Here is a 24,110-nt window from a genome sequence, read left to right as displayed (position 1 = left end):
TCGCCCCATGAACCTCAATGCCGACCCTCAGGAACTGGCCAAGTTCGGCGATCTGGCCCACCGCTGGTGGGATGCCGACGGCGAGTTCCGACCCCTGCACCAGATCAATCCGCTGCGGCTCGACTGGATCGACGGCCTGGCCCGCATCCAGGGCAAGGCGGTGCTGGACGTGGGCTGCGGCGGCGGCATCCTGGCCGAGAGCATGGCCCAGCGCGGCGCCGATGTGCTGGGCATCGACCTGTCCACCAAGCCCCTGAAGGTGGCCATGCTGCACGCGATGGAAAGTGGCGTGCAGCGCCTGCGCTACCGCGAGGTGGCGGCCGAGGCCCTGGCGGCCGAGCAGCCCGCCAGCTTCGACGTCGTCACCTGCATGGAGATGCTGGAGCATGTGCCCGAGCCGGCCTCGGTGGTGCGCGCCTGTGCCACGCTGGCCAAGCCGGGCGGCTGGGTGTTTTTCTCCACGCTGAACCGCAACCTCAAGAGCTGGCTGTTCGCCATCGTCGGCGCCGAGCATGTGCTCAAGCTGCTGCCCAAGGGCACGCACGAGTACCAGCGCTTCATCCGTCCGGCCGAGCTGACCGGCTGGGTGCGCGAGGCCGGCCTGGAGCCGGTGGGCTTCAAGGGCATGGAATACAACCCGTTGACGCAGCGCTACTGGCTGTCGGCCGACACCTCGGTGAACTACCTGCTGGCCTGCCGGGTGCCGGGTTGAGCGCGGATCTTCTGGCGGGCCGAGCGCCGGGCCGCTCCCAAGCCGGCCGTTCGCCGCATGCGGCTCACCCCCTCGGGGGATCGGCCGATGTACTCATCGGACGAGGGGCTGACATATTGCCTCTGTTCGATCTGGACGGCACGCTGATCGACAGCGCGCCGGATCTGGCTGGCGCCGCCAACGACCTGCGCGCCGCCCACGGCCTGCCGCCGCTGCCGCTGGCCGCGCTGCGCCCGATGGTGGGCGCCGGCGCGCGCGGCATGGTCGGCATCGCCTTCGGCGTGACGCCCGAACAGCCCGAGTTCGCGGCGCTGAAGGACGCCTTCCTCGACCGCTACGCCGAGCGCCTGCTGGTCGACACGCGCCTGTTCGACGCCGTGGCGCCGCTGCTGGACGCGCTGGACGCCGCCGGCCGGCCCTGGGGCATCGTCACCAACAAGGCCATGCGCTTCACCGGCCCCATCGTCGAGGGCCTGGGCCTGGCGCGCCGTGCGGCGGTGGTGATCGCCGGCGACACCACGCCGCATGCCAAGCCTCACCCCGAGCCGCTGCTGGAAGCCGCGCGCCGCCTGGGCGTGGCACCCACCGCCTGCGCCTATGTGGGCGACGACCTGCGCGACGTGCAGGCCGGCCGCGCCGCCGGCATGGCCACGCTGGCCGCGGCCTGGGGCTACCTGGGCCAGGGCGAGCCGGTGAGCGCCTGGGGCGCCGACCATGTGATGGATCATCCCGGCCAGCTCTTGAACTGGCTGCAACTGGCCTAAAATACGTGTCACCAGGGGCCGACCTGGCTTCGACGTGGGTGCGGAGTCGGTTCAGGGCATGCCGAGCGCCAGATCAGCTCGTAAATCCAGCTGGAAACAAGTAACTGCGAACGACGAACGTTTCGCCCTCGCCGCTTAAACACCGGTGAGCCTCACAACGGCAGGCCGATGGGCCGGGCCCGAGCCGCAAGGCAAAGGCTGTGAGGTCATTCACATCGGCTGGCACCTTGCCGGGTCACTTGGCCGGGTGCGAGATTCAAGGTGACTGGTTTGCCAGGTAGCGTGCTGCTGCGCGACCTGGCAGGCGAGACTCAAATCAGACAGCTACGCATGTAGAACTGGCCGGTGATGGCTTGCGGACGGGGGTTCGATTCCCCCCGGCTCCACCACACAACTGAAAAGCCCGACGGGAGACCGTCGGGCTTTTTCTTTGGGTGCTGCCAGAGTGTTCGGTGGTGCCGAGGGCAATCGAACGGCCGTCCCATGGACCTTTCAAGCGTCGTCCTTCAGCAGCCGCATCTGCACCGCGTCGAAATACTGGCCTTCGAAGCGCAGGCCGCGCGGCTTGGTGCATTCGTGCATGAAGCCCACGCGCTCGTAAAGGCGGATGGCGTGGGCGTTGTCGGCGCGCGCTTCCAGTTCGATGCGGGTCAGGCCCTTGGCCCAGGCCTTGGCGATGCAGGTGCGCAGCAGGCGCTCGCCCAGGCCCGCGCCGCGCCATTCGGGCAGCAGGCCCATGCCCAGGCGGCCGGTGTGGGCCAGCGCATGCGCCCAGGCGGGGAAGATGTCGGCCCAGCCGACCACGCGCTCGCCGTCCAGCACCACGAACTGCGCCACGTCGGCCGCCACGCTGTCGCGCACGAAGCCTGCCACCTTGTCCGGTGGCGGTGCCTCGATCTGGGCCAGGTAGCGCTTCTCGCGGCACACCGCGTCCAGGCAGGCGTGGAAGCTGCCCGCGTGCTCGTTGCGGATCGGCACGATGGCGATGCGGTCCACGGCGGGCCGGCTCACAGCGTCAGGATCGTGCAGCCGGTGGTGTTGCGCGCTTCCAGCGCCACATGCGCCTGGGCCACCTCGGCCAGCGGGTAGCGCTGGTCGATGCGGATCTTCACCGCGCCGCTCTTGACCACCGCGAACAGGTCGTCGGCCATGGCCTGGGTGGCCTCGCGCGTGGCGATGTGGGTGAACAGCGTGCCGCGCGTGATGTACAGCGAGCCCTTGGTGCCCAGGATGCCGGGGGCGAACGGCGGCACCGGGCCCGAGGCGTTGCCGAAGCTGGCCAGCAGGCCGAAGGGGCGCAGCACGTCCAGGCTGCCGTCGAAGGTGTCCTTGCCCACCGAGTCGTAGACCACCTTGACGCCCTTGCCGCCGGTGATGTCCTTGACGCGCTCGACGAAGTTCTCGCTGCGGTAGTTGATGGCGTGCGTGGCGCCGTGTTCCAGCGCCAGCTGGCACTTGGCATCGCTGCCGGCGGTGGCGATCAGCTGCAGGCCCAGGGCCTTGGCCCATTGGCAGGCGATCAGGCCCACGCCGCCGGCCGCGGCGTGCCACAACACGTGGTCGCCGGGCTGCAGGCCTTCGGCGGGCAGCGTCTTCTTCAGCAGGTACTGCACGGTCAGGCCCTTGAGCATCATGGCCGCGCCGGTCTCGAAGTCGATCTCGTCAGGCAGCTTGCACACGCACTTGGCGGGCATCACGCGCACGTCGCAGTAGCTGCCGGGCGGGTTGCTGGCATAGGCCGCGCGGTCGCCGGCCTGCAGGTGCGTGACGCCTTCGCCCACGGCCTCCACCACGCCGGCGCCTTCCATGCCCAGCGTCAGCGGCAGCGGGTTCTTGTACAGGCCGGTGCGCTGGTACACGTCGATGAAGTTCAGGCCGATGGCGTGGTGGCGGATGCGGATCTCGCCGGGGCCGGGCGCACCGACCTCGCGCTCGACCAGCTGCATGGCTTCGGGGCCGCCGTACTGGGTGATCTGGATGGCTTGGGGCATGGGGTCTCCGGTGGGGTATTGCGTGGCGCGGGCAAGCGTAACCGCAGCGGGCCGGCCGCCGCCAGCCGGGGCTTTCGCGCGGATGCAAACGGTGTTTGCATACCGGCCATCGCCCCGGCGACGCCGGGCCTTTCACCGCGCGGTCCACAATCCGCCGCCCTGAACGCCTGGCCGCCGGCCCGCCCCGAATGACCATCACGCCCCGCTTTGCACTGATGCTGGCCGTGCCCCCGTTGCTGTGGGCCGGCAATGCCGTGGTGGGCCGGCTGGCGGTGCAGTCCATCGGGCCGCTGTGGCTGAACGCCGCGCGCTGGGTGTTGGCCCTGCTGCTGCTGGCCCCGCTGGGCTGGCGCGCCTTCGGCACGCGGCAGGCGCGCGCGGCGGTGGGCGCACGCCTGCCCCACCTGGCGCTGCTGAGCCTGACCGGCGTGGGCGCCTACAACGCGCTGCAGTACCTGGCGCTGACCACCAGCACGCCGCTGAACGTGACGCTGATCGCCGCCAGCTCGCCGGTGTGGGCCATGGCCATCGGCGCGCTGGTCTATGGCGTGCGGCCCAGCCGGGCGCAGCTGCTGGGCGCGCTGCTGTCGTTGCTGGGCGTGGCCACGGTGCTGGCGCGCGGCGACGTGGCGGCGCTGGCGCGGGTGCACTTCGTGCCGGGCGACCTGTTCATGCTGCTGGCCATCGTGAGCTGGAGCTTCTACAGCTGGCTGCTGGCGCGGCCGCCCGCGCACATGCAGGGCGAGGCCCGGCCGGCCTGGGACTGGGCGCAGTTTTTGTTCATCCAGATCACGCTGGGCCTGGGCTGGGCCACGCTGGCAGCCGGTGCGCTGGAGGCGGTGCAGCCCTCGGTCACGCCGCACTGGTCGATGGGCCTGGTGGTGGCGCTGGCCTATGTGGCAGTGGGGCCGTCGCTGATCGCCTACCGCCTGTGGGGCCTGGGCGTGGCGGCGGTGGGGCCGGCGGTGGCCTCGTTCTTCGGCAATTTGACGCCGCTGTTCGCCGCGCTGCTGTCGGCCGCGCTGCTGGGCGAGTGGCCGCAGGCCTACCACGGGGTGGCGTTCGCGCTGATCGTGGCCGGCATCGTGGTCTCGTCGCGCCGGTAAGCCGCGGCGGCAGAATCGGCGCATGGACCCGCACAGCAGCACAGCGATGTCGAACGACGATGACGGCGCTGACCTCGCCGGCCTGGTGCTGGCGCTGATCGGCACACGCCAGTCGGTGGCGCCCAAGCGCCTGCACGCGCCGGGGCCCGATGCCGGGCAGTTGCAGCGCATGGTGCAGGCGGCAGCCTGCGCGCCCGACCACCGCGGCCTGAAGCCCTGGCGCCTGATCCGCGTGGCCGATGACCAGCGCGATGCGCTGGCCGACCTGTTCGAGACCTGCTCGCGCGAGCGCCTGCCGCCGCCGGAGCCGGACGACCTGGCCAAGTCGCGCGCCAAGGCCTACCGCGCGCCCACGCTGCTGCTGGCCGTGCTGCGCACCGAGCCGCCCGACCCCGAGGTGCCCTACACCGAGCGCGCCGTGGCCCTGGGCGCGGCGCTGATGGCGCTGCTGCTGGCCGCGCATGGCCTGGGCTTTGGCGCCATGCTCACCAGCGGCCGCGCGGTGCGCACCGCGCGCTTTGCCCGCGCCTTTGCGCTGGGCGAGGGCGAGCAGGCGGTGTGCTTCGTGTCCATTGGCACGGCCGAGGGCCAGCGGCCCAAGCCACGCGGCTCGGCGCACGAGTACCTCAGCGACTGGCAGCTGCCCGCCGACACCTAGGCGACTGCGCCGCCGCGGCGGCCCCGGGACACTGGCGCCCTTTTGCGAACGGTCGTTCGTTTTTGGAGTCGCCCGCCATGAACCGAGTGCTTGCCCACACCGGCGCCCGCTATCCCATCGTGCAGGCGCCGATGGGCTGGATCGCGCGCAGCCCGTTGGCGCTGGCGGTGTCGCGCGCCGGCGGCTTGGGGATCATCGAGACCTCGTCCGGCGAGGCCGAGGCCTGCCAGCGCGAGATCGCGGTGATGCTGCAAAGCGGCCTGCCCTTCGGCGTGAACCTGCCGATCCGGTTTCTGAAGGACGACGCGATGCTGCGCTACGTGTGCGACAGCGGCATCCGCTTCGTCACCACCTCGGCCGGCAGCCCGGCCAAGTTCATCGCGCCGCTGAAGGCCGCCGGCATCGTGGTCTACCACGCCGTGCCCACGCTGGATGCCGCGCTGAAGTGCGTGGACGCCGGCATCGACGGCCTGGTGGTCGAGGGCGCGGAAGGCGGCGGCTTCAAGAACCCCGAGGAGGTGAGCACCCTGGTGCTGCTGCAGGCCATCCGCGAGCGCGTGGACGTGCCGCTGATCGCCGCCGGCGGCATCGTCGACGGGTGGGGCATGGCCGCGGCCTTCGCGCTCGGCGCCGAAGGCGTGCAGATGGGCACGCGCTTCGTGGCCAGCGCCGAGAGCCCGGTGCATGCCCACTACAAGCAGGCCATCGTCGACGCGCCCACCACCGGCACCTGGGTGCTGAACCAGAGCGCCACGCCCTGCATCCGCGCGCTCAAGACCGAGGCCATGGCCCCGGTGCGCGAGGCCGGCGTGCTGCCGGCCGATGCCTTCAAGAACATCCGCGGCGTGTACTTCGACGGCGACATGAACGCCGCGCCGGCGCTGGCCGGCCAGTCGGCCGGGCTGATCCACGGCGTGAAGAGCGCGCAGCAGATCATCGACGACACGGTGGCCGAGTTCCAGGCCATCACCCGCCGGCTGGGCGCGCTGGGCGCGGCCGGCGGCTTTTGAACCACCCCTCCATCGCTTCACCACAGAAAGACGTTTCCATGAGCAATGCACTGTTCTCGCTGGCCGGCCGCGTGGCCCTGGTCACCGGTGGTTCGCGCGGCATCGGCCGCATGATCGCCAAGGGCTTCCTCGACCAGGGCGCGCGCGTCTACATCTCGGCGCGCAAGGCCGAGGCCTGCCAGGCCACGGCCACCGAGCTCTCGGTGCATGGCCAGTGCATCGCCATCCCGGCCGACATCGCCACGCGCGAGGGCCTGGCCACGCTGGTGGCCAGCATCGCGGCGCGCGAGCCCAAGCTCGACATCCTGGTCAACAACGCCGGCGCCGCCTGGGGCGCGCCCTTCGACGAGTTTCCCGAGGCGGGCTGGGACAAGGTGGTCGACCTGAATATGAAGACGCCGTTCTTCCTGACCCAGGCGCTTCACGCCCAACTCAGCGCGGCTGGCAAGGCCCAGCCGGCCAAGGTGATCAACATCGCCTCGATCGACGGCCAGACGGTGAACCCGCTGGAGACCTACAGCTACGCCGCCAGCAAGGCCGGCCTGATCCACCTGACCAAGCGCATGGCGCTGCGCCTGGTGCAGGACAACATCGTGGTCAACGCCATCTGCCCCGGCGCCTTCGCCAGCGAGATGAACCGCGCCGCCCGCGACGAGGCCGAGGCCGTGGCCGCACGCATTCCCGCGCGCCGCATCGGCGTGGACGAGGACATGGCCGCCGCCGCCATCTACCTGGCCAGCCGTGCGGGCGACTACGTGGTGGGCACCACGCTCACCGTCGATGGTGGCGTAAACCTGGTGCGTTGAGACGCCCGCCATGGCCTTGCTGCTGATCCGGCATGGTGAAACGCCACTGAACGTGGCGCGCGTGCTGCAGCCGCCCGACACGCCGTTGTCGGCGCATGGCCGCGCGCAGGCTCGCGCATTGGCCCAGCGTCTGGCGAGTGATGCGCGCGACGGCGTGCCGCCGGTAGGCGCCATCGTCAGCAGCGACCTGGCGCGCGCACTCGAGACCGCGCAGGCCATCGCCCAGGCCTGCGGCCTGGCCGTGGCCACCAGCGCGCTGCTGCAGGAGCGCAACTTCGGCGATCTGCGTGGCCGCGCCTACGACAGCCTGGGCCACGACCCGATCGCCAGCGACGAGGCGCCGCCCGGTGGCGAGTCTGGCGCGGTGTTCGCCGCGCGCTGCGACGCCGCCTGGGCCTGGCTGCTGACGCAGCGCCCGGCCCAGGGCGCGCTGGTGGTGGTGACGCATGGCCTGGTGCTGCGCCAGTGGCTGGCCCACCCGCGCGTGCAGCGGCCCGACGGCCTGGCGCTGCCCGAGCACCTGGCCAACACCGCGCTCAGCCTGGTGCAGGGCACGCCGCCGCACCGTGTGCAGCGCCTGGCCTGCACGGCCCATCTGCACGGCCTGGGCGACGACGCCGCGGCCCTGGTGGGCGGCTGAGCCGGCCGCCGCGATCGCGCGGCGTTCGCGCTGCGATCGATTGCGGCGTGCATCCCCGCCACAACGCGCGCCAACTTCGGCTAGGCACCACGCGGCATCCGCGGTATCGTGACCGTTCCAGGGGTGGATCACCCTCTGCAGTAACGGGTCCACCCCGACGACGTCTCGGACGGTTCGTGTGCGGGGGTGAACTTGGTCGAACGCTCCAAGGTGCTGCTGGTCGATGACGATCCCACCGTCATCACGGTGCTGGGCCGGCTGCTCGAAGGCTTCGTGCGGCTGCGCTTTGCCACCGGCGGTGAAGAGGCCCTGCGCCTGGCCGCCGAATGGCAACCCGATCTGGTGCTGCTGGACGTGCAGATGCCCGACCTGAGCGGCTTCGAGGTCTGCGCCCGCATGAAGCGCGACCCGCTGCTGACCGACGTGCCGGTGATCTTCGTCACCGCCCACGACGACACCGAGCAGGAGCTGCTGGGCCTGGAGCTGGGCGCGGTGGACTTCATCGGCAAGCCGCCGCGCGGGCCGCTGGTGCTGGCGCGCGTACGCACGCACCTGCGGGTCAAGCAGATGGCCGATGCGCTGCGCGTGGCCGCCGCCACCGACGGCCTCACCGGTCTGGCCAACCGCCGCCGCTTCGACGAGGTGGCGCCGCGCGAGTGGCTGCGCGCGCAGCGTTCGGGCGCGCCGCTGTCGCTGCTGCTGGTCGACATCGACCACTTCAAGGCCTACAACGACCACTACGGCCATCCGGCCGGTGACCGCTGCCTGCAGGCCGTGGCCCAGGCCATGCGCAGCGTGGTGCATCGGCCGGCCGACCTGCTGGCGCGCTTCGGCGGCGAGGAATTCGTGCTGCTGCTGCCCGAGACCGATGCCCGCGGCGCCGCGGCCGTGGCCCAGCAGCTGATCCAGGCGGTCGATGGGCTGGCACAGGCGCATGCCGCGTCGCCGGTGGCGCCCACGGTCAGCGTGTCGGTGGGCCTGAGCTGCCAGCCCGAGGCGGCGCCCATGACCCTGCACGATGGCGGCTCGGCCACGCTGGAGCGCCTGCTCGCCGCCAGTGACCAGGCCTTGTACGCGGCCAAGAAGGCCGGCCGCCACGGGGCCTGCCTGCTGGCCCTGGCCGACGAGGGCCATGCCGAGCGGGCCCAGCGCGTGGGCGCCGGCGCGGCGCTGCTGCCCCCGCAGCAGCAGCGCGCCTGCCCCGAGCCGCGCCGTGCCTGACACCCCGCCGCCCCGCGCGCTGCCCCTGCTGGTGCTGCTGTGCGGCCTGGCGCTCACGCTGGGGCTGGTGGCGCGCCAGGCCGATCAGAACCAGCGCTTCGCGCTCGAACGCTTCGACGCCCAAGCCCAGCGCCTCGTGGCGCAGCTGCAGGACCGGCTGCAGACCTACGAGTACGGCGTGCGCGGCGCACGCGGCGCCATCCAGGCTGCGGGCGAGCAGGGCATCACCCGCAACGCCTTCCGTGCCTACCACCTGTCGCGCGAGCTCGACCGCGAGTTCCGCGGCGCCCATGGCTTCGGCTTCGTGCGCCGCGTGGCGCCGTCCGACGAGGCGGCGTTCCTGGCTGCCGCGCGGCGCGACGGCGCGCCCGGGTTCACGCTGCGCCAGCTGAGCCCGCGCGACGGCGAGCGCTGGGTGATCCAGTACGTCGAGCCGGTGGAATCCAACCGCAGCGCGCTGGGGCTGGACATCGCGTCCGAGCCCGCCCGCCGCCGCGCCGCCGAGCAGGCCATGCTGCGCGGCGAGGCCACGCTGACCGCACCGATCTCGCTGGTGCAGGCCAGTGGCCAGTCGCAGCGCGGCTTCCTGCTGCTGCTGCCGGTGTACCGGGCCGATGCGCCCGGCGCGGCCCGCCAAGCCACGGCCGACGCACGGCGCGAGGCGCTGTACGGCTGGACCTATGCGCCACTGGTCATCGACGAGGTGCTGCAGGACTTCGCGCTGCACGACGAGGCTTTCGCGCTGGCGCTGCACGATGTGGCCGACGGCACGGCGCAGCGCTTTTTCGCCACCGCCGGCTTCGACGACGCCACCGAGCAGGTCCGGCCGGCGCTGGTGCGGCGCATCGGCCAGTCGGTGTATGGCCGGCAGTGGGAGATCGAGTTGCGGGCGCGCCCGCGCTTCGTCACCGAGCTCAAGCTGCTGTCGCCGGTGCAGGTGGGGGTGCTGGGTGCGCTGGCCAGCGGCCTGCTGGCGCTGGTGCTGCACCTGGCACGCCTGGGGCAGCAGCGCAGCCGCGAGCTGCGTGCCGGCCAGCTGCGCCTGGCCGCCATCGCCGAGAACTCCAGCGACGCCATCATCAGCGAGTCGCTCGACGGCATCGTCACCGGCTGGAACCGGGCCGCCGAGCGCATCTTCGGCTGGCGCGAGCACGAGGCCATCGGCCGGCCCCTGGCCACGCTGATCCAGCCCGATGAACGCCCCGACGAGACACTGCAGATCCTGCAGCGCGCCGGCCATGGCGAGACGCTGGCCCCCTTCGACAGCGTGCGCCGCCACCGCGACGGCACGCTGGTCGACGTGTCGATCGCCGCCTCGCCGATCACCGACGACAGCGGCCGCATCATCGGCGTGGGCAAGACCATCCGCGACATCGGCGCACGCCGCGCCGCCGAGCGCCAGCTGCAGGCGCTGACCGGCACGCTGGAGCAGCTGGTGGCCGAGCGCAGCGCGCAGCTGCAGTCGGCCCGGCACGACCTGCAGACCATCCTCGACGCGCTGCCGTCGATGGTGGGCTACTGGGACCGGCAGCTGTTCAACCGTTTCGCCAACCACGCGTACCACCAATGGTTCGGCGTCGACCCCGGCAGCCTGCCCGGGCGCCACATGCAGGAGCTGCTGGGCCCGTCGCTGTTCGCGCGCAACCTGCCCTACATCGAGGGCGCGCTGGCCGGCCAGCCGCAGACCTTCGAGCGCGCGATCCCGCACCCGTCGGGCCAGGGCGTGCGCCATTCGCTGGCGCATTACCTGCCCGATCTGCGCGATGGCCAGGTGCAGGGCTTTTACGTGCTGGTGCACGACGTCAGCGAGCTCACCGAAGGCCGCATGCGCCTGGCCGACAGCGAGGCCTTTCTGGAGCGCGTGGGCCGCGTGGCGCGGGTGGGCGGCTGGCGCTACGAGCCCGACAGCGGCCGCCTGGCCTGGACGCAGGAAACCCGCCGCATCCACGAGGTGGCGCCCGACTACCAGCCCACGCTGGACGACGGCCTGGCCTTCTACCCCTCGCCCGGCCGCGAGCAGCTGCAGGCCGCCGTGCAGGCCGCGCTGACGCAGGGCCAGGCCTGGGACATGGAGCTGCCCTTCGTCACCGCCAGCGGCCGCGCGCTGTGGGTGCGCGCGGTGGGCGAGCCCGAATACCGCGACGGTGACGCCCTGCGCCAGCGCCCGGTGCGCCTGGTGGGGGCGCTGCAGGACATCACCGCCCGCCGCGAGGCCGACCTGGCGCTGCGCCGGCTGCAGGCGGCCGAGGCCGCCAATGCGGCCAAGAGCGAGTTCCTGGCCAATGTCAGCCACGAGATCCGCACGCCGATGAACGCGGTGATCGGCCTGGCCCACCTGCTGGGCCAGAGCACGCTGGACGCCGACCAGCGCGGCCTGCTTGAGCGCATGCAGGGCGCCAGCCAGGCGCTGATGGGCGTGATCGACGCGGTGCTCGATCTGTCCAAGATCGAGGCCGGGCAGATGGCGCTGGCCCAGGCGCCCTTCGAGCCACGCGCCTTGCTGCACATGCTGCAGCAGATGCTGGCGCCACAGGCCCAGGCGCGCGGCCTGTGGCTGCGCGTGCAGGTGGCACCCGAGGTGCCCACCTGGCTGCGGGGCGATGTGCTGCGCGTGCAGCAGATCCTGACCAACCTGCTGGCCAATGCGCTGAAGTTCACCACCGAGGGCGGGGTGGACCTGGCGCTGAGCTGCCTGCCGGACGCCCCCACCGAGCCGGCCACGGACGGGCCGGGCGCGCCCGCCGCGGTGCAGCTGCACTGCCGGGTGCGTGACACCGGCATCGGCATCGCGCCCGAGGCGCAGGCGCGGCTGTTCACGCCGTTCACGCAGGCCGACACCTCGACCACGCGGCGCTTCGGGGGCACCGGCCTGGGCCTGTCCATCGTGCGCCGCCTGGCCGAGCTGATGGGCGGGCAGGCCGGCGTGCACAGCGTGCCGGGGCAGGGCAGCGAGTTCTGGGTGACGCTGCGGCTGGCGCGGGTGGACGAAGCCGATGCGCAGGTGCTGGTGGCCCCGAGGGCGGCACCGGACGCCCCACCGCCCGGGCTGCTGCAGCAACTGCCCGGCGTGCGCGTGCTGCTGGTCGACGACAGCGAATTGAACCTGGAGGTGGCGCGCCGCATGCTGCAGGCCGAAGGCGCCGAGGTCAGCGCCTGCACCGAGGGTGCGCAGGCGCTGCGCTGCCTGGCCGAGACGCCGGATGGCTTCGACCTGGTGCTGATGGACGTGCAGATGCCCGGCATGGACGGCCACGAGGTCACGCGCCGGCTGCGCGCCGATGCGCGCTGGCAGCGTGTGCCGGTGATCGCGCTGACCGCCGGCGCCCTGGTCACCGAGCGGCAGCGCGCGCTGGAGGCCGGCATGAACGACTTCATCAGCAAGCCGCTGTCACCGCAGGCCCTGGTGCAGACGCTGCGCCTGCATGTCGAGCGGGCCCGCGGTGCCCCGTTGGTGCCGCGGCCGCGCCCGCAGCCTGCCGCGGCCCTGGCCGCGGCCTGGCCCGCGGTGCCCGGCCTCGACACCGCCGAGGCGGCCCAGCGCCTGCAGGGCGATGCAGCACTGCTGGCGCGGCTGCTGCGCCGCCTGCTGCGTGAATCGGCCGACCTGATGCCGCCTGCCGCGCCGGCGCTGCCGCCGACCCCCGGCGAACGCCAGGCGCTGGCGCGCCGCCTGCACACGCTGCGCGGCAGCGCGGCGATGCTGGGTGCCGAGGCGGTGGCCGGCCAGGCGCGGGTGGCCGAGGCGGCGGTGCTGGCCTGCGACACGGCGGGCGCACCGGCCGCCGACGCACCGTTGGCGCAGGCCGGTCAGGCCCTGGCCGCGCTGGCCCAGGCGCTGGGCACGCTGGCCGACGCCCTGGCGCCCTGGCTGGCCATCCAGACCGCACCGGCGAGGCAGGCGCAGGCGGCCGGCGCGGTGCCGGTGGGCGCGGCTGAGGCTGCGCCTGAGCTGGCGCGCACGCTGCCGCCCGAGGCACTGGATCAGCTGGTCATGCTGCTGCGCCTGCAGGATTTCGCGGCGGTGGCCGCCTTCGAGGCGCTGGCGCCGGCCCTGCGCGCGCACCACGGCGCGGCCGAGGTCGAGGCGCTGGCCGAGGCCATGGCCCGGCTGGACTTCAGGGGCGTGGCCGACCGTTTGATGGCCTGGGCGACGCCGCAGGCCGCCTGAACACCGCTGGGCTCAGGCCCGCACCATGGGCTGGCCCATGCGCACCGGCACACCCTCGGCCCAGCCGGGGTTGAAGGTCAGCGGGCCGGTGGGGAACAGCATCACCACGGTCGAGCCCAGCAGGAAGCGGCCCATCTCGGCGCCGCGCGCCAGCGTGATGTCCTGGTCGTCGTAGGTCCACTCGCGCACCGTGCCGGGCCGTGGCGCGTTCACCACGCCGTGCCACACGGTGGCCATGCTGCCCACGATGGTGGCGCCCACCAGCACCATCACGAAGGGCCGGCCGGCCTCGTCGTCGAACACGCACACCACGCGCTCGTTGCGCGCGAACAGGCCCGGCACGCCGCGCGCGGTGGTGGGGTTGACCGAGAACAGGTCGCCCGGCACATGGATCATGCGGCGCAGGCGGCCGGCGCAGGGCATGTGGATGCGGTGGTAGTCGCGCGGGCTCAGGTAGATGGTGGCGAACCAGCCATCGGCAAAGCGATCGGCCAGTGCCTGGTCACCGCCCACCAGCGCGGTGGCGGTGTACTCGTGCCCCTTGGCCTGGAAGATGCGCCCGCGCGCGACGCGGCCGAACTGGCTGATGGCGCCGTCCACCGGGCACAGCAGCCGCGCGTCCGACAGCGGCCGGGCGCCGGGCTTGAGCGCGCGGGTGAAGAACTCGTTGAAGCTGGGGTAGGCGGCCGGGTCGGGGTTGGCGGCCTCGGCCATGTTCACGCCGTAGCGCTGGATGAACCAGCGGATCACCGCGGTGGTGGTGCTGCCCCCTTGGCGACTGGCCAGGCGGCCCATGAAGGCGGTGAGCGCCTGCTTGGGCAGCAGGTACTGGGGCAAGACGGCGAGGCGGTCGATCACGGCGGGTACGGCGGAGGGTGGGCGGAGTGTAGCGGCGGGCCTGCGCGTGCCGGGTCCCGGCAGACGTGGGGGCGGGCGGCCCGGTCAGCTCACTTCGCGCGCAGCCGCCACAGCGACGTGACCTCGCGCGAGCGCGCGCGGTGCAGCGGGTCGCTGGCGTCGCCGGTCTTGGGGTGCTGCGGGCGGATGTCGAGCCGGCCCTCGATCTCCAGGCCGGCGGCATCGATCCACTGTTCCAGCTCGGCGCGGCTGCGCAGGCCCAGGTGCTCGGCCAGGTCCGACAGGATCAGCCAGCCCTCGCCGCCGGGCACCAGGTGCGCTGCCAGGCCGGCCAGAAAGCCCTTGAGCATGCGGCTGTCGGGGTCGTAGATCGCGCGTTCCACCGGCGCGGCGGGCTTGGCCGGCACCCACGGCGGGTTGCACACGATCAGCGCCGCGCGCGCCTCGGGGAACAGGTCGGCCTGCTGCAGCTGCACCTTGCGGTCGATCTTCAGGCGCTTGAGGTTCTCCTGCGCGCAGGCCAGCGCGCGCGGGTCGGTCTCGGTGGCGATGATGCCGGGCACGCCGCGCTTGGCCAGCAGGGCCGACACCACGCCGGTGCCGGCGCCGATGTCGAAGGCCACGCCGGCCTTGCCCGCATCGGTCAGCGCGGCCGGCAGCGGCGCGGCGTTGATCAGCTCCAGGTACTCGCCGCGCACCGGGCTGAACACGGCGTAGTGCGGGTGGATCTTGGCCTGGCCCAGCGTGGGGATCGGCACGCCCTTCTTGCGCCACTCGTGCGCGCCCACCAGGCCCAGCAGTTCGCGCAGCGAGGCCACGTAGGGGCCGTCGGCCGGGCCATGGGCTTCCAGGCCCGCGGCGCGCACATCGGGCGCGCGGCGCAGCGGCACGCCGTGGTCGGCGTCGAAGGGCAGCACCAGCATGCCCAGGATGCGCGCGCGCTCGCCCTGCGCCTTGCGGTGCAGGTGGAAGGCTTCGGCGGCCTGCTCGGCCTTGCTCTTCGGTGCAGCACCGGCGGCCGCGGCCTTGGGCTTGTGCGGCTTGCGCTCGACGCGGCGCGCCAGCGCCTGCAGCAGCAGCCGGGCGTTCTGGAAGTCGCCGCGCCACAGCAGGGCCGTGCCTTCGCAGGCCATGCGGTAGGCGGTGTCGGCGTTCATCGTGTCATCGGCCAGCACCACGCGCTTGGGCGGCCGTGCGCCCGATTCGCTGCGCCAGGCCATGGTGTGGCTTTCGCCATCGTCGTCCGTCCAGGTGATGGTGGGCAGCGCGGTGGCGTCGGGGGTCGTGCTCATGGCAGCTTTCTTCTCAGGCGTCCGGGTTGGACGCGTTCTTCGTGTGTTGGGCGGCCCAGGCCAGCACGCCCTGGCCGGCGGCGCGGCCGGTGGCGAAGCAGGCGGTGAGCAGGTAGCCACCGGTGGGCGCTTCCCAGTCCAGCATCTCGCCGGCGCAGAACACGCCGGGTGCGGCGCGCAGCATCAGGTGGGCATCCAGCGCATCCCAGCGCACGCCGCCGGCCGTGCTGATGGCCTCGTCGATCGGCCGCGCGGCGCCCAGCACCAGCGGCAAGGCCTTCAGTCCGGCGGCCAGGCGCTGGGCGTCGGCCATGCCGTCGGCGCCCAGCACTTCATGCAGCAGCGCCAGCTTCAGCCCGGCAATGCCCAGGCGGCTCTTCAGGTGCGTGGCCAGGCTGCGCGGGCCGCGCGGGCGCTGCACCTCGGCCAGCGCCTGCGCGGGCGTGTGCTGCGGCAGCAGGTCGAGCATCAGCGTGGCCGTGCCGTGGGCGGCAATGGCCTCGCGCAGGCGGGCCGAGAAGGCATAGACCAGGCTGCCTTCGATGCCGGTGTCGGTGACGACGAACTCGCCCTGCTGGCGCTGCGTGTGGCCGTCGGCGTCGGTGAAGCTGGCGGCCACCGGCTTGACCGGCTGGCCGGCGAAGCGGCTGCGCAGGAACTCGCTCCAGCCCACGCGGCCATCGGCGGCGGGCGCCAGGTCGAAGCCGCAGTTCGACGGCTTCAACGGCTTGACCGCCACGCCGCGTGCGGCCAGCCAGGGCGCCCAGGCGCCGTCGGAGCCCAGGCGCGCCCAGCTGGCGCCGCCGAGCGCCAGCACCGTGGCCTGGGGCTGCGCCGACTGCTCGCCGTGGGGCGTGGCGAAGCGCAGCGCGCCGCTGTCCTGCCCATCCTGCGCCCAGCCCAGCCAGCGGTGGCGGGCATGCAGGCGCACGCCGGCCGCACGCAGCCGGTGCAGCCAGGCGCGCAGCAGCGGCGCGGCCTTCATGTCGGTGGGGAACACGCGGCCCGAACTGCCGACGAAGCTGCCGATGCCCAGGCCCTGCGCCCAGGCGCGCAGCGCGTCGGCATCGAAGGCGCGCACGATGGGTTCGAGGGCGCTGCGGGCCTCGGCATAGCGGCCCAGGAAGGGCTCGATCGGCTCGCTGTGGGTCAGGTTCAGCCCGCCCTTGCCGGCCAGCAGGAACTTGCGGCCGACCGAGGGCATGGCGTCGTACAGGTCGACCTGGGCGCCGCCGGCGGCCAGCGTCTCGGCGGCCATCAGCCCGGCCGGGCCGCCGCCGATGACGGCCACGCACAGGCCCGCAGGCGAGGCGCTGCCTGCGGGCTGGGTCAGGGGGGTGTTGTCGGGCATGGGGGCAGGGTTGTACCACCTCACTCCATCCGGCGCCCGCCATTTAGGCGTTTCGAGCGATCGCAGACACTTCGGCGCACTGCACAATGACTTCTGAAACCCCGATCGGATACATGGGATGACCGGAGCAAGGTCCATGAAGGCGCTGACTGACGAAGAACTGCTGACGCTGCTGGACAACCTGGAAAGCGATTGCGCCGAGCGCAAGCAGAGCTGGCGCGGTGATGCGCCTGAAAAGGGCCGTCAGGCGGTGTGCGCGTTTGCCAACGATCTGCCCAACCATCAGACGCCGGGTGTGCTTTTCGTGGGTGCGCGGGACGACGGCATGCCCACTGGCGGTGAGTTCGCGGTGACCGACGAACTGCTGATGACGCTGGCGGACATCAAGACTGATGGCAAGACCGTGCCGCCGCCCACTTTGACTGTGGAACGGCGGGTCTTGAAAGGGCAGCCGATGGCGGTGGTCACTACCTGGCCGTCCGATTCCCCACCCGTGCGCTACGAAGGGCGAATCTGGATCCGCATTGGTCCGCGTCGTGGCCTGGCATCGGCGCAGGATGAACGCATCCTCAACGAGAAACGGCGCCATCTTGATCGCAGCTTTGACACTCGGCCCCTGCGTGGCTGCACGGTCGACGAATTGAACCGCGGCTTCTTTCAACAGGAGTTTCTGCCGCAGGCTGTAGCGCCGGATGTGCTGCAGGCCAACGGTCGTAGCTACGAAGAACAGCTGGCATCGCTGGGCATGATTGCCAGCGTAGACGACCCGACTCCCACGGTGCTGGGCATGCTGACCCTGGGCAAGAGCCCGCGCAGTTGGCTGCCAGGTGCCTATGTGCAGTTTCTGCGTGTCCAAGGCACCGAGTGGGGCGATCCCGTGCTGGATGCGGCGGAACTGGATGGCACGCTGGACATGGTGTTGCGCCGTCTGGACGACAAGCTCAAGGCCCATCTGGCCACCGCGGTGGACTTCACGTCGGGGACCGTCGTCGAACGGCGCGCCAGCGCCTATCCGTTCAGTGCTTTGCAGCAGGTGGTGCGCAATGCGGTCATGCATCGCACCTACGAGGGCACGAACGCGCCGGTGCGGGTGTACTGGTTCGACGATCGCATCGAAGTGCACAGTCCGGGCGGGCCGTATGGTGCGGTGACGAAGCAGAACTTCGGGCGTCCAGGCGCCAGTGACTATCGCAATCCGGCCCTGGCCGCAGTGCTACGAGACCTGGGCTTCGTGCAACGCTTCGGCTTTGGCATTGCCGAAGCCAAGCGTGCCATGCAGGCCAACGGCAATCCGCCGCCAGAGTTCCAGGTGGAGGATCAGTTCGTGCTGGTGACCTTGAGAAAGGCCATCCCATGAGCACGCCTGTCGTCACCTTCTTCAACAACAAGGGCGGTGTCGGCAAGACCTCGCTGGTGTTCCATCTGTCCTGGATGCTCTCGCAGATGGGCAAGGTGGTCGTGGCGGTTGACCTGGATCCGCAGGCCAACCTGACCTCGGCATTTCTGGACGATGAGGAATTGGAGGCCTTGTGGCTCGGTGACGCCCAGTCGGCATCCGGCTCCACCATTTTCCAGTGCGTGAAGCCGCTGACCGAAGTGGGCGACATCCGCGATCCGGTCACGCGCCAAATTGCGCCGGGTTTGCATCTGGTGCCCGGGGATCTGGCCTTGGCCGGTTTCGAGGACACACTGTCGCGCGAGTGGCCGGATGCCATGGGTTCGGGCAATCTGTACCGGCCCTTCCGGGTGCTGGCGGCGTTCTGGGAGGTGGCACAGCGCGCGGCCAAGGCGCATCAGGCCGACCTGGTGCTCGTGGACGTGGGGCCCAACCTGGGCGCCATCAACCGATCGGCGCTGATTGCGACCGACCATGTCTTCTTTCCGCTGGCGGCGGACCTGTACTCGCTGCAAGGCCTGCGCAATCTCGGGCCCACCCTGGAGCGCTGGCGCTCGGATTGGCGCAAGCGCCTGGACAACTGGCCGAACCCACAGTTCGAATTGCCGGGCGGGCTGATGCAACCGCGCGGCTATGTGCTGATGCAGCACATGGAGCGGCTTTCGCGGCCCATGAAGGCCTACAAGCGGTGGGCCGATCGCATACCGGCGGTCTACAGCGACAGCGTGCTGGGGCATCCAATGGCGCCCGATTCACTGCCTGCGCGTGACCATGATTGCGTGGCCAGGCTCAAGCACTACCGCAGCCTGGTGCCCATGGCGCAGGAAGCACGCAAGCCCATCTTCATGCTGAGCACGGCCGATGGCGCCATTGGCAACCACGCGATGGCTGTGCGTGACGCCTGGAGCGACTTTAAGGCGCTGGCGGTGGCTGTTCTGGAGCGCACGCAGTTGGCCTGACCGTCCGTCTCAGTGGGCGCCACCCGCATCCGTTGGCGCCGCCCCCGGAGCCCGCTTCGGGTTCGACAGCCAGATCAGCCCCACCAGGGCCAGGAACAGCGCCGACGACAGGTGGAAGATGTCGGTGGCGGCCATCGTGAAGGCCTGCTGGTCGATCAGGCGGTTGACGGTGGCGCTGGCCTGCTCGGGCGTGAGGCCGGCGCTGTTCAGGCCGGCCAAGGCCTGCACCGCGGCCAGGTTGCCGGCGTTCACCGCCTCGGCCAGGTGGGCGTGGTGCAGCGTGGCGCGGTCCTCCCACAGCGTGGTGAAGATCGAGGTGCCGATGGCGCCGGCCGTGATGCGCACGAAGTTCGACAGCCCCGAGGCCGAGGGCAGCTGGTCGGGCGTGAGGCCGTTGAAGGTGATGGCCTGCAGCGGGATGAAGAAGAAGGCCATCGCCGCACCCTGCAGCAGCGTGGGGATCAGGATGGTGGCGAACGGCGCCTGCACATTGAACTGCGAGCGCATCCACAGCACGCCGGCAAAGCCCAGAAAGGCCACGGTGGCCAGGCGGCGCGGGTCCATGCGGCCCACGTTCTTGCCCACCCAGGGCGAAAACAGGATGGCCAGCAGGCCCACCGGCGCCGTGGCCCAGCCGGCCCAGGTGGCGGTGTAGCCCATCCACTGCTGCAGCCACAGCGGCAGCAGCACCACATTGCCGAAGAACAGGCCGTAGCCCACCGACAGCGCCGTGGTGCCGGCCAGGAAGTTGCGCCGCGCGAACAGCCGCAGGTTGACGATGGGGTGCGCCTCGGTCAGCTCCCACACCAGGAAGTAGGCGAAGCCCACCGCGGCCACCAGCGCATAGGCCACGATCTCGCCGGAGTTGAACCAGTCCAGCTCCTTGCCCTTGTCGACCATCAGCTGCAGCGCACCCACCCACAGCACCAGCAGGCCCAGGCCCAGGCGGTCCAGCGGCACGCGGCGCGGGCCGGGGTCGCGGCTGCGGTAGATGCTCCAGGTGATGGCCGCAGCCAGCAGCCCCACCGGCACGTTGATGTAGAAGATCCAGGGCCAGCTGATGTTGTCGGTGATCCAGCCGCCCAGCAGCGGCCCGGTGACGGGCGCCACCAGCGTGGTCATGGCCCACATGGCCATGGCCGTGCCGGCCAGGGCCGGCGGGTAGCTGGCCAGCAGCAGGGTCTGCGACAGCGGGATCATCGGCCCGGCCACCAGGCCCTGCAGCACGCGAAAGAAGATCAGCGACTCGATGTTGGGCGCCAGGCCGCACAGCCACGAGGCCAGCACGAACAGCAGCACACTGGCGGTGAACAACCGCACCTGGCCGAAGCGCTGCGTGAGCCAGCCGGTCAGCGGCACGGCAATCGCATTGGCCACCGCGAACGAGGTGATGACCCAGGTGCCCTGCGAGGGGCTGACGCCCAGGTCACCGGCGATGGCCGGGATGGACACGTTGGCGATGGACGTGTCGAGCACGTTCATGAACGTGGCCAGCGACAGCGCCACGGTGCCCAGCACGCGCTGGCCGCCGGTGAGTGGCGGGAAGGCCGGGCGGGCAGCCGGGCCGGGGCTGGCGGGCGGCGCGGCCGGGGCCGGCGGCGCAGCGGCTGGCCCTGGGTTGGGAGCGGAAAGGCTCTGGCTCATGGCGCGGTGGCGATCAGCCCTTGGCGGGGTGGGCGGCGTGGGCCTTGGCCTTGGCGGGCGCCGAGGTCGCGGCGGTCTTCACCGCCTCGCCGGCGTTGCTGGCGATGATCTTCTGGATGCGCGTGTCGATGGCTGCGGTGGGCAGGTCGAAGGCCTGGGTCTGGCTGCTGGCGCGCGGCGTGGCGGTGCCCGCGGCCATCAGCGGCTGGCCGTCGCCGCCCGCCACGTCCACCGTGGCCTCCATCGACAGGCCCACGCGCAGCGGGTGCGCGGCCAGCTCCTTGGCATCGAGCTCGATGCGCACCGGCACGCGCTGCACCACCTTGATCCAGTTGCCGGTGGCGTTCTGCGCCGGCAGCAGCGCAAAGGCCGCGCCGGTGCCGGCGCCCACGCCGGCCACCTTGCCGTGGTAGTCCACCTTGCTGCCGTAGAGGTCGGCGGTCAGCGTGACCGGCTGGCCGATGCGCATGTTGCGCAGCTGCACTTCCTTGAAGTTGGCCTCCACCCACACCTGCTCCAGCGGGATCAGCGTCATCAGCGGCGTGCCCGGGGCGATGCGCTGGCCCACCTGCACGGTGCGCTTGGCCACCTGGCCGCTCACCGGGGCCGGCAGGTCGGTGCGCTGCTGGGCCAGCCAGGCCTCGCGCACGGCGGCGGCGGCGCGCTCCACGTTGGGGTGCGTGGCGACTTGCGTGCCATCGGTCAGCACGCGGTTGCCGGCGGCCTGCTCGCGGGCGGCGGCCAGTGCGCTTTGCGCGGCGGCCAGGGCGCCCTGGGCGCTGGCCAGCGCGCTCTGGCCCGCGGTGGCGGCGGCCTCGGCGTGCTTGAGCTCCTCGCCGCTGACGGCGCCGGTGGCCACCAGCGGCCTGCGGCGCTGCACGTCGTCCTGGGCGCGGGCCAGGTCGCTCTGGATGCGCGTGACCTCGGCCTTCATGCGCGTGACGTCGGCCTCGCGCACCTGGATGGTGGCGTCCAGCGTGGCGTTGTTGGCGTACAGCGTGCGCACCTCGCGCACGGTCTGCGCCAGCTGGGCCTCGGCGCGGGCCAGGGCCACCTTGGCATCGGCGGCGTCCAGCTTCACCAGCGGCTGGCCGGCCTTGACCACATCGGTGTCGTCGGCCAGCACGGCCAGCACGGTGCCGCCCACCTGCGGCGTCACCTGCACCACCGGCGCCTGCACATAGGCGTTGTCGGTGGCCTCGTAGTGGCGCTGGGTGGTGTACCACCAGGCGCCGTAGCCCAGGCCGCCCAGCAGCACCAGGCTGGACAGGATGATCAGCGCGGGGCGGCGCGGGTTGGTGGGCACGGGGGTCACGGGGGTTACGGCGGGGGCGTTCGGGTCTTGGCTCATGGTCTTGCGGTGTTCGGTGGGCCGTGGAGGGGGCGGACGGCGGGCGGCGGGTTCGGGCGGCGGGCGGCTCAGCGCTGCGCGGTGGTCAGGGGGGCTGGCAGGCCGTCCGGGGCGGCCTGCCAGCCGCCGCCAAGCGCGCGGGCCAGGGCCACGCGGCTGGCCAGGGTGCGGGCCTGCAGTTCCAGGCTGGCGCGGCGTTGGGCCAGCAGGCCCAGTTCGGCGTTCACCACCGACAGGCGGGTGGCCAGGCCGGCCTGCTCGCGCTGGCGCGCCAGGGCCAGGCCCGCCTCGGCGGCGGCGGTGGCCTCGGCCTGGGCCTGGGCCTGCGTGGCCAGGGCCTGCTGGCTGGCCAGTTCGTCGGCCACCTCGCGCAGCGCGCGCTGCAGTGCGGCGTCGTAGCCGGCCACGGCGGCTTCCACCTCGGCGCGTTTGGCGCCCAGGTTGGCGCGCAGCCGGCCGCCGTCGAACACCGGCAGGCGCAGCGCCGGGCCCACGCCATATGTCTGCGCGCCGGACTTCAGCAGGTTGTCCAGCCCCAGGCTGGACAGGCCCACGAAGCCGGTGAGGCTGACGTTGGGATAGAACTGGGTGCGGGCCACGTCCACGTCCTTCAGCGCGGCTTCCACACGCCAGCGCTGGGCCACCAGGTCGGCGCGGCGGCCCAGCAGGTCGGCCGGCAGCGTGGTGGGCAGGGCGGCGGCCGGGGCGTCGGCCAGCGTGGGGCTCAGCTCGGCCAGGGCCTGCAGCGGCAGGCCGGCCAGCTCGGCCAGGGCGTGGCGGCTGCGCTGGATGGCCTCTTCGGCCTGCGCCACCTCCAGCCGGGCCTGGGCCATGGTGCCGTCGGCCTGGCGCAGTTCCACCTGGGTGTCCAGCCCGGCGGCCAGGCGTTGGCGCACCAGCTGCTGCAGCTGCTGGCGCTGGGCCAGGGTCTGCTGCGCCAGATCGCGCGCCTGCACCTGGCGCGCCAGCTGCACCCAGGCGGCGGTGATGTTGCCGGCCAGCAGCACGCGCGCGGCTTGGGCCTCAGCCTCGGCGCTGCGCGCCTGGCCGATGGCGGCATCCAGCGTGGCGCGCTGGCGGCCGAACAGGTCCAGGTCCCAGCTGGCGCCCAGCGTGGCGCTGTTGCTCCAGTAGATGTGGCCGGCCACCGGCGCCGGCACCAGGCCCTTGGCGGTGAAGCGCTGGTCGGTCAGGTCGACCGACAGGTTGGCCTGCGGACTGCGCGCGGCGTCACTGGCAGCCACGGCGGCCTGGGCCTGCTGCAGCCGCGCGGCGGCCAGCTTCAGGCTGGGCTGGCCGGCCAGGGCCTGGCCCACTAGGGTGTCGAGCCGGGCGTCGCCGAAGGCCTGCCACCAGCGCTCGGTGGGCCAGGGCGTGGCGGTGCCGGTGGCGCCGAAGCGCTCGGCCGCTGCGGGCTGCGACAGCGCCGCACCCGCCTGCGGGCCAGGGCTGGCGCAGCCGCCCAGCAGCGTGAGCAGGGCGGCCGCGGCGATGGCGGTGGACACCGTGGCCAGGGTCAGGCCCCTGGCGCAGGCGGTGCCGGTGACGGGATGGGGGGCGGTCGGGTTCATGGCGTGTCGGGGATGCCGGGGGCCGGGGTGGTGGCGGTGGCGGTGGCGGATTGCATGGCTTCGCCGTTGGCCTGCAGGCGTTCGAGGAAGTGGCGCAGTTGCTGGTGTTCCTGCGCGCTGAAGCCACGCAGGATGTCGTTGTTGACCTCGGCCAGCACCATGGGCACCTGGGCGGCGGCGGCGCGGCCGGCCTCGGTGAGGGCCAGCTGCACGACGCGGCGGTCGGTGTCGGAGCGGGTGCGCACCAGCAGGCCCTTGGTCTCCAGCCGGTCGAGCATGCGGGTCACGGCGCCGGCGTCGATCTCCATCTCGCGGGCCAGCTCGATGGGCGTGGCGCAGCGGCCGCTGTCCAGCAGCCACAGCGGCTTCCACTGGGCGTCGGTGAGGCCGTGGGCGGCCATGCGGGCATCGGCCACGCGGCGCAGCAGCGCCACCATGCGCACGAGCTGGTGGCCCATGCTGTCGCCGACGTTGTAGCAACGGCCGTCGTACAGCGGGCGGGTGCGGGATGGGCACATGGCGGTGAATTGGTTGGCCGGTCAATGTTTGACTGGGCAAATTTTGCCACGACATGGAAACCCGGCGCCGTGAACGGTTTCTCGCCCCGACCGC

The 24,110-nt window shown here is 72.2% G+C and carries 20 protein-coding genes and 1 other RNA gene; 12 read left to right on the top strand and 9 right to left on the bottom strand.

Going from position 1 to position 24,110, the window contains the following annotated elements:
- The first annotated feature begins 7 nt into the window (after positions 1–7).
- The 3 genes from ubiG (at position 8) to ssrA (ending at position 1,865) form a co-directional block, all read left to right on the top strand.
- Positions 8–712 carry a bifunctional 2-polyprenyl-6-hydroxyphenol methylase/3-demethylubiquinol 3-O-methyltransferase UbiG gene (gene ubiG, locus AACH10_RS03450; protein ID WP_341408956.1) on the top strand — a complete coding sequence of 235 codons (705 nt, stop codon included), beginning with the start codon at positions 8–10 and terminating at the stop codon, positions 710–712.
- 116 nt (positions 713–828) lie between these two features.
- Entirely contained in the window at positions 829–1,476 is a 648-nt protein-coding gene (gene gph, locus AACH10_RS03445) for a phosphoglycolate phosphatase (RefSeq protein ID WP_341408955.1), read from the top strand.
- Between the two features lie 14 nt (positions 1,477–1,490).
- Positions 1,491–1,865, top strand: a transfer-messenger RNA (tmRNA) gene (gene ssrA, locus AACH10_RS03440).
- Between the two features lie 103 nt (positions 1,866–1,968).
- On the opposite strand, the gene AACH10_RS03435 is transcribed toward ssrA, so the two are convergent.
- Together AACH10_RS03435 and AACH10_RS03430 are read right to left on the bottom strand one after the other, a co-directional pair.
- Positions 1,969–2,487: a GNAT family N-acetyltransferase gene (locus AACH10_RS03435; protein ID WP_341408954.1), complete on the bottom strand. Its 519-nt coding sequence runs from the start codon at positions 2,485–2,487 to the stop codon at positions 1,969–1,971.
- Positions 2,484–3,467 carry a quinone oxidoreductase family protein gene (locus tag AACH10_RS03430; protein WP_341408953.1) on the bottom strand — a complete coding sequence of 328 codons (984 nt, stop codon included), beginning with the start codon at positions 3,465–3,467 and terminating at the stop codon, positions 2,484–2,486. Before AACH10_RS03430 ends, AACH10_RS03435 begins: the two co-directional genes overlap by 4 nt.
- A 188-nt stretch (positions 3,468–3,655) precedes the next feature.
- Here AACH10_RS03430 and AACH10_RS03425 point away from each other — a divergent pair, with 188 nt between their 5' ends.
- From AACH10_RS03425 to AACH10_RS03395, 7 genes are all read left to right on the top strand, one after another.
- A complete protein-coding gene (locus AACH10_RS03425; RefSeq protein ID WP_341408952.1) occupies positions 3,656–4,573 on the top strand; it encodes a DMT family transporter in 918 nt (305 codons plus the stop codon).
- Between the two features lie 46 nt (positions 4,574–4,619).
- Positions 4,620–5,231 (top strand): nitroreductase family protein, encoded by a 612-nt coding sequence (locus AACH10_RS03420; RefSeq protein WP_341408951.1) that lies wholly within the window; start codon positions 4,620–4,622, stop codon positions 5,229–5,231.
- A gap of 77 nt (positions 5,232–5,308) precedes the next feature.
- On the top strand, positions 5,309–6,241 hold the full coding sequence (locus tag AACH10_RS03415) for an NAD(P)H-dependent flavin oxidoreductase (protein WP_341408950.1): 933 nt from the start codon (positions 5,309–5,311) through the stop codon (positions 6,239–6,241).
- Between the two features lie 38 nt (positions 6,242–6,279).
- Positions 6,280–7,047 carry an SDR family NAD(P)-dependent oxidoreductase gene (locus tag AACH10_RS03410; protein WP_341408949.1) on the top strand — a complete coding sequence of 256 codons (768 nt, stop codon included), beginning with the start codon at positions 6,280–6,282 and terminating at the stop codon, positions 7,045–7,047.
- Positions 7,048–7,057: 10 nt separating this feature from the next.
- Positions 7,058–7,687 carry a histidine phosphatase family protein gene (locus AACH10_RS03405; RefSeq protein WP_341408948.1) on the top strand — a complete coding sequence of 210 codons (630 nt, stop codon included), beginning with the start codon at positions 7,058–7,060 and terminating at the stop codon, positions 7,685–7,687.
- A gap of 186 nt (positions 7,688–7,873) precedes the next feature.
- Positions 7,874–8,908, top strand: a complete 1,035-nt coding sequence (locus tag AACH10_RS03400; protein ID WP_341408947.1) for a diguanylate cyclase — start codon at positions 7,874–7,876, stop codon at positions 8,906–8,908.
- Positions 8,901–13,076, top strand: a complete 4,176-nt coding sequence (locus AACH10_RS03395; protein WP_341408946.1) for a CHASE domain-containing protein — start codon at positions 8,901–8,903, stop codon at positions 13,074–13,076. The genes AACH10_RS03400 and AACH10_RS03395 overlap by 8 nt, the downstream gene beginning before the upstream one ends.
- Positions 13,077–13,088: 12 nt before the next feature.
- Here the strand turns inward: AACH10_RS03395 and asd are convergent, their stop codons facing one another.
- The 3 genes from asd to AACH10_RS03380 all read right to left on the bottom strand — a co-directional run bounded on the left by asd (position 13,089) and on the right by AACH10_RS03380 (position 16,577).
- Positions 13,089–13,934, bottom strand: a complete 846-nt coding sequence (gene asd / locus AACH10_RS03390) for an archaetidylserine decarboxylase (RefSeq protein WP_341408945.1) — start codon at positions 13,932–13,934, stop codon at positions 13,089–13,091.
- 89 nt (positions 13,935–14,023) lie between these two features.
- Positions 14,024–15,226: a methyltransferase gene (locus AACH10_RS03385; protein ID WP_341408944.1), complete on the bottom strand. Its 1,203-nt coding sequence runs from the start codon at positions 15,224–15,226 to the stop codon at positions 14,024–14,026.
- A gap of 13 nt (positions 15,227–15,239) precedes the next feature.
- Entirely contained in the window at positions 15,240–16,577 is a 1,338-nt protein-coding gene (locus AACH10_RS03380; RefSeq protein WP_341408943.1) for a TIGR03862 family flavoprotein, read from the bottom strand.
- 136 nt (positions 16,578–16,713) lie between these two features.
- Between AACH10_RS03380 and AACH10_RS03375 the strand changes: the two genes are divergently transcribed.
- Both AACH10_RS03375 and AACH10_RS03370 read left to right on the top strand, forming a co-directional pair.
- Positions 16,714–17,934, top strand: coding sequence for an ATP-binding protein (locus AACH10_RS03375; RefSeq protein WP_341408942.1), 1,221 nt, complete (start codon positions 16,714–16,716; stop codon positions 17,932–17,934).
- A complete protein-coding gene (locus tag AACH10_RS03370) occupies positions 17,931–18,932 on the top strand; it encodes a ParA family protein (RefSeq protein ID WP_341408941.1) in 1,002 nt (333 codons plus the stop codon). The genes AACH10_RS03375 and AACH10_RS03370 overlap by 4 nt, the downstream gene beginning before the upstream one ends.
- A gap of 9 nt (positions 18,933–18,941) precedes the next feature.
- On the opposite strand, the gene AACH10_RS03365 is transcribed toward AACH10_RS03370, so the two are convergent.
- The 4 genes from AACH10_RS03365 to AACH10_RS03350 all read right to left on the bottom strand — a co-directional run bounded on the left by AACH10_RS03365 (position 18,942) and on the right by AACH10_RS03350 (position 24,016).
- The gene (locus AACH10_RS03365; RefSeq protein ID WP_341408940.1) at positions 18,942–20,576 is read right to left on the bottom strand and encodes a DHA2 family efflux MFS transporter permease subunit; all 1,635 of its coding nucleotides are present in this window, start codon (positions 20,574–20,576) and stop codon (positions 18,942–18,944) included.
- Between the two features lie 13 nt (positions 20,577–20,589).
- Positions 20,590–21,927: an HlyD family efflux transporter periplasmic adaptor subunit gene (locus AACH10_RS03360; protein ID WP_341408939.1), complete on the bottom strand. Its 1,338-nt coding sequence runs from the start codon at positions 21,925–21,927 to the stop codon at positions 20,590–20,592.
- A 68-nt stretch (positions 21,928–21,995) separates the two neighbouring features.
- Positions 21,996–23,498 carry an efflux transporter outer membrane subunit gene (locus AACH10_RS03355; protein WP_341408938.1) on the bottom strand — a complete coding sequence of 501 codons (1,503 nt, stop codon included), beginning with the start codon at positions 23,496–23,498 and terminating at the stop codon, positions 21,996–21,998.
- On the bottom strand, positions 23,495–24,016 hold the full coding sequence (locus tag AACH10_RS03350) for a MarR family winged helix-turn-helix transcriptional regulator (RefSeq protein WP_341408937.1): 522 nt from the start codon (positions 24,014–24,016) through the stop codon (positions 23,495–23,497). Before AACH10_RS03350 ends, AACH10_RS03355 begins: the two co-directional genes overlap by 4 nt.
- Positions 24,017–24,110 lie beyond the last annotated feature (94 nt).

The sequence above is a fragment of the Pseudaquabacterium inlustre genome, from assembly GCF_038066595.1.
Classification (GTDB): domain Bacteria; phylum Pseudomonadota; class Gammaproteobacteria; order Burkholderiales; family Burkholderiaceae_C; genus Pseudaquabacterium; species Pseudaquabacterium inlustre.
Note: the sequence above shows the minus strand (reverse complement) of the source record. Positions and strands in the feature narration are given on the sequence as shown.

Bases quoted from the DNA above. Each gene is read 5' to 3' on its own strand.
- AACH10_RS03425 (WP_341408952.1), top strand. From the start codon at position 3,656: ATGACCATCACGCCCCGCTTTGCACTGATGCTGGCCGTGCCCCCGTTG.
- AACH10_RS03365 (WP_341408940.1), bottom strand. From the start codon at position 20,576: ATGAGCCAGAGCCTTTCCGCTCCCAACCCAGGGCCAGCCGCTGCGCCG.
- AACH10_RS03350 (WP_341408937.1), bottom strand. From the start codon at position 24,016: ATGTGCCCATCCCGCACCCGCCCGCTGTACGACGGCCGTTGCTACAAC.
- AACH10_RS03370 (WP_341408941.1), top strand. From the start codon at position 17,931: ATGAGCACGCCTGTCGTCACCTTCTTCAACAACAAGGGCGGTGTCGGC.
- AACH10_RS03375 (WP_341408942.1), top strand. From the start codon at position 16,714: ATGAAGGCGCTGACTGACGAAGAACTGCTGACGCTGCTGGACAACCTG.
- AACH10_RS03360 (WP_341408939.1), bottom strand. From the start codon at position 21,927: ATGAGCCAAGACCCGAACGCCCCCGCCGTAACCCCCGTGACCCCCGTG.
- AACH10_RS03420 (WP_341408951.1), top strand. From the start codon at position 4,620: ATGTCGAACGACGATGACGGCGCTGACCTCGCCGGCCTGGTGCTGGCG.
- AACH10_RS03355 (WP_341408938.1), bottom strand. From the start codon at position 23,498: ATGAACCCGACCGCCCCCCATCCCGTCACCGGCACCGCCTGCGCCAGG.
- AACH10_RS03430 (WP_341408953.1), bottom strand. From the start codon at position 3,467: ATGCCCCAAGCCATCCAGATCACCCAGTACGGCGGCCCCGAAGCCATG.
- AACH10_RS03380 (WP_341408943.1), bottom strand. From the start codon at position 16,577: ATGCCCGACAACACCCCCCTGACCCAGCCCGCAGGCAGCGCCTCGCCT.
- AACH10_RS03385 (WP_341408944.1), bottom strand. From the start codon at position 15,226: ATGAGCACGACCCCCGACGCCACCGCGCTGCCCACCATCACCTGGACG.
- AACH10_RS03405 (WP_341408948.1), top strand. From the start codon at position 7,058: ATGGCCTTGCTGCTGATCCGGCATGGTGAAACGCCACTGAACGTGGCG.
- ubiG (WP_341408956.1), top strand. From the start codon at position 8: ATGAACCTCAATGCCGACCCTCAGGAACTGGCCAAGTTCGGCGATCTG.
- AACH10_RS03410 (WP_341408949.1), top strand. From the start codon at position 6,280: ATGAGCAATGCACTGTTCTCGCTGGCCGGCCGCGTGGCCCTGGTCACC.
- AACH10_RS03415 (WP_341408950.1), top strand. From the start codon at position 5,309: ATGAACCGAGTGCTTGCCCACACCGGCGCCCGCTATCCCATCGTGCAG.